This window comes from Phenylobacterium sp. (assembly GCF_030693805.1).
Lineage (GTDB): Bacteria > Pseudomonadota > Alphaproteobacteria > Caulobacterales > Caulobacteraceae > Phenylobacterium.
In genome coordinates this window covers 1-3699 of sequence record NZ_JAUXZW010000393.1, presented here as the reverse complement: position 1 = coordinate 3699, position 3699 = coordinate 1, and the positions used below count along the sequence as shown (strand labels likewise).

General features: G+C 68.6%; 3 protein-coding genes and 1 pseudogene. 2 read left to right on the top strand and 2 right to left on the bottom strand.

Going from position 1 to position 3699, the window contains the following annotated elements; all coding sequences use genetic code 11:
• Together Q8M88_RS15815 and Q8M88_RS15810 are read right to left on the bottom strand one after the other, a co-directional pair.
• On the bottom strand, window positions 1-1025 hold a 1025-nt coding region (locus Q8M88_RS15815), incomplete at its 3' end, for a helicase-related protein (RefSeq protein WP_305598116.1).
• 36 nt (window positions 1026-1061) lie between these two features.
• Window positions 1062-2540 carry an amino acid permease gene (locus Q8M88_RS15810; RefSeq protein ID WP_305598115.1) on the bottom strand — a complete coding sequence of 493 codons (1479 nt, stop codon included), beginning with the start codon at window positions 2538-2540 and terminating at the stop codon, window positions 1062-1064.
• A 199-nt stretch (window positions 2541-2739) separates the two neighbouring features.
• Here Q8M88_RS15810 and Q8M88_RS15805 point away from each other — a divergent pair, with 199 nt between their 5' ends.
• The gene (locus tag Q8M88_RS15805) at window positions 2740-3465 is read left to right on the top strand and encodes a response regulator (protein ID WP_305598114.1); all 726 of its coding nucleotides are present in this window, start codon (window positions 2740-2742) and stop codon (window positions 3463-3465) included.
• A pseudogene (locus tag Q8M88_RS15800) lies at window positions 3462-3699 on the top strand (two-component sensor histidine kinase); the annotation flags it as partial. The gene Q8M88_RS15805 and the pseudogene Q8M88_RS15800, both read left to right, overlap by 4 nt.

Sequence of the window (3699 nt, the reverse complement as noted above, 5' to 3'; positions counted from 1 at the left end):
GCGCGGGTCTCGGCCTCGTCCCACAGCCGATAGCACGCGCCGGGTTCGGTGCGCCCCGCGCGCCCCCGGCGCTGATCGGCGGCGGCGCGGCTGACCCTGACGGTGGCCAGGCGTGTCAGACCGCTGGCCGGATCGAACCGCGGCACGCGCGCGACGCCGCTGTCGATGACGACGCGGACCCCCTGGATGGTCAGACTGGTCTCGGCGATGGAGGTGGCGAGCACCACCTTGCGCTCCCCCGGCCGCGCCGGTGCGATGGCGCGGTCCTGATCGATGGGGTCGAGGGCGCCGTAGAGCGGAGCCAGCGTGACGCCCGCCGGAAGCTGCGACAGCAATTCCGCCGTGCGTCGGATCTCGCCTTGCCCGGGCAGGAACGCGAGGACGCTTCCCGGTTCGTCGGCGAGCGCGCGGCGCACGGCGCGCGCGACGCGATCCTCCAGGCGCAGAGCGTCGTCGCGCCCGAGGTAGCGGGTCTCCACGGGAAACATCCGGCCGAGGCTTTCGATCACCGGCGCATCGCCGCCCAGCAGGCGGGCCACAGCCGCCCCGTCCAGGGTCGCCGACATCACCAGCAGTCGCAGATCCGGGCGCAGCAGACTTTGTGCGTCCAGGGCCAGGGCGAGACCGAGGTCCGCGTCCAGGCTGCGTTCGTGGAACTCGTCGAAGATCACGCAGCCGACGCCGGCCAGTTCCGGGTCGCCCAGCAGCATGCGGGTGAACACGCCTTCGGTGACCACCTCGATCCGGGTGCGGACGGATACGCGCGATTGCATGCGCACACGAAAGCCGACGGTTTGTCCGACTGTCTCACCCAGTATCGTCGCCATCCGTTCGGCGGCGGCGCGCGCGGCGAGGCGGCGCGGCTCCAGCACGATGATCCTGCCGCCGGCCAGCCAGGGCGCATCCAGCAGAGCCAGGGGCGCGACGGTCGTCGTGCCCGCGCCCGGCGGGGCGACCAGCACGGCGGCTGGCGCACCAGCCAGCGCGGACTTCAGCGCATCAAGGACGTCATGGATCGGCAGCATCGGTCCCGCGGGTCTATCGCGCCCGCGGACGCGAAGTCACTCCGCGGCGGCGATCTGGCGTTCGTGATAGCGCGAATGCCAGTAGGCGTAGCCGAAGTAGACCACCAGGCCGATCGCCATCCACACCGCCAGGCGCACGAACGTCGCCGACGGAAGCTGCGAGATCAGGTAGAGACAGGCGACCACCCCGGCGGGCGCGGTGATGAACCAAAGCGGCGTCTTGAACCGGCGCGGCAGCTCCGGATGACGAATGCGCAGGAAGACCACGCCGGCGCAGATCACCGCGAAGGCGGCCAGCGTGCCGGCGGAGACGAGTTCGCCCAGGATGCCGATCGGGAACAGGCCCGCGACCAGCGCGGCCAGCATGCCCGTCAAGGCCGTGCCGACCCACGGCGTACGCCGCTTGGGGTGGACGGTGGAGAAGATCTTCGGCAGCAGGCCGTCGCGCGACATGGCGTAAAAGATCCGCGACTGGCCGTAGAGCAGCGCCAGGATGGTCGAGGCGAGGCCGATGGTCGCCCCGATCGTCACTACGGGCTTCAGCCAGGCGAGCTGAGGCCCGACGTGGTCGACGGCGACATAGACCGGCGCAGCCACGTTCAGCATCGGATAGGGCGCGAGGCCGGTGATCACCAGGCTCATCAGGATGTAGAGGACTGTGCAGATGGCGAGCGACGCGAGGATGCCAATCGGAAGATTGACCTGCGGGTTCTTCGCCTCCTGGCCCGCCGTCGAAACCGTCTCGAAGCCGATATAGGCGAAGAAGATCACCGCCGCGGCGGTGAAGATACCTGGCACGCCGTAGGCGCTCTGGCCGGTCTCCGGATGGATCGTTTCGGTCGGGATCAGCGGGCTCCAGTTGGCCGGCGTCACGTACATGAAGCCGAATACGATCACCAGCAGCACCACGCCCACCTTGATCGCCACGACCACGTTGTTGAACGTCGCCGACTCCGTCACGCCCAGGATCAGGATCAGCGAGGTGAAGGCGACCACGGCGACGGCGGGAACATTGAGGATGGCGCCTGTCGCGACGAGCTCGTGGGCGTCGTTGACGGTGAACGGCGCCTGGCTCCAGACCATCGGGATCACCACGCCGGCGTCCTTCAGCAATCCGACAAAGTAGCCCGACCAACCGACGGCTACAGTCGAGCCGGCAAGCAGATATTCGATGATCAGGTCCCAGGCGATGATCCAGGCGAAGAACTCGCCGAGGGTCGCGTAGGCGTAGGTGTAGGCCGATCCGGCCACCGGAATGGTCGATGCGAGCTCGGCGTAGCAGAGCGCCGCCAGCGCGCAGACGACGCCCGCGACGACGAAAGACAGCACGATGGCCGGTCCGGCGTGGACGGCGGCCTCGCGGCCCGAGAGCACGAAGATCCCCGCGCCGATAATCGAGCCGATGCCGAGCATGGTCAGGCTGACCGCGCCGAGTCCGCGTTTGAGCGAATGCTCTCCGTCCTCGGCCGCCTGAGCAAGCAGTACGGCGATCGGTTTCTTGGCGAAGAGTTTCATTGGCCGTCTGTCTCCCCCGACATTTCTGACGCGACGCGAGGATAGACATGCGTCGCACCCCGCGGCAACGGCGCGCGCCGTACAGCTCTTTCGTCCGCACGCCGAAAGCCTGATTGCAGGCGCCGACGCGACGCGGCGCTTGCGGAACGGCTTTCAATCATGAAATTCGGCAGTTACGCATCGCGCTCAGGATGACGCCATGGAACTGCAGTCAGCGACCCAGACCGCCCGCATCCTCATGGTCGACGACGACCCCGGCATCTGCGACGTCGTTTCCGACTTCCTTGGCCGCCACGGCTACCAGGTCGACACCGCGGCCGACGCCCGCGAGATGGAGGCGGCGCTGGAGCGCGGGTCTGTCGACCTCATCGTGCTCGACGTCATGCTGCCCGGTGAGGACGGGTTGGCGGTCTGCCGAAGGCTGAGCTCGGCGGGCGCGCCGCCGATCATCATGCTGTCGGCGATGGGCGACGACACCGATCGCATCGTCGGGCTCGAACTGGGCGCTGACGACTATCTGGCGAAGCCCTGCAACCCGCGCGAGCTGTTGGCCAGGGTGCGCGCGGTGCTGCGCCGGGCCGAGCAACGCGCCGATGCGGGCGGCGTCGGCATGGGGTGTGAGTTCGCCGACTGGCGACTGGACCTGGTGCGCCGGGAGCTGCGCTCTCCGCACGGGGTGATCGTCAACCTGTCCAGCGGGGAGTTCTCGCTGTTGCGCGCCTTCGTCGAGCGCCCCCAACGCGTGCTCACCCGCGACCAACTCCTGGACATCGCCCGCGGGCCGACGTCCGAGGCGTTCGACCGGGCCATCGACGTGCAGATCAGCCGCCTGCGACGCAAGCTCGACGACGGCGGCGGCCAGGATCTGATCCGCACTGTGCGCAACGAGGGCTACATGTTCACCGCGCGGGTGAAGCGCACATGACCTCGGCGCGGCGGGGCCCTCCCGCCGCTTCCCTGTTTGTCCAAGTGCTGATGCTGATCGGGCTGACGCTCGCCTCCGCCACCACGATCAGCATGCTGCTGATCATCAATCTGCCGCCGCCAGTGCCGGACTTCTATCGGCTGAGCGAGATCGTGCAGGCGTTCAACGGCGGGCGCTCGACCCCCGGCGATCGTAGGCCGCTGATCCTTGGCGTCAGCGAGTCGGCTCCCAAAT

Coding starts and splice junctions, on each gene's coding strand:
- Q8M88_RS15810 (WP_305598115.1), bottom strand. CDS start 2,540: ATGAAACTCTTCGCCAAGAAACCGATCGCCGTACTGCTTGCTCAGGCG.
- Q8M88_RS15805 (WP_305598114.1), top strand. CDS start 2,740: ATGGAACTGCAGTCAGCGACCCAGACCGCCCGCATCCTCATGGTCGAC.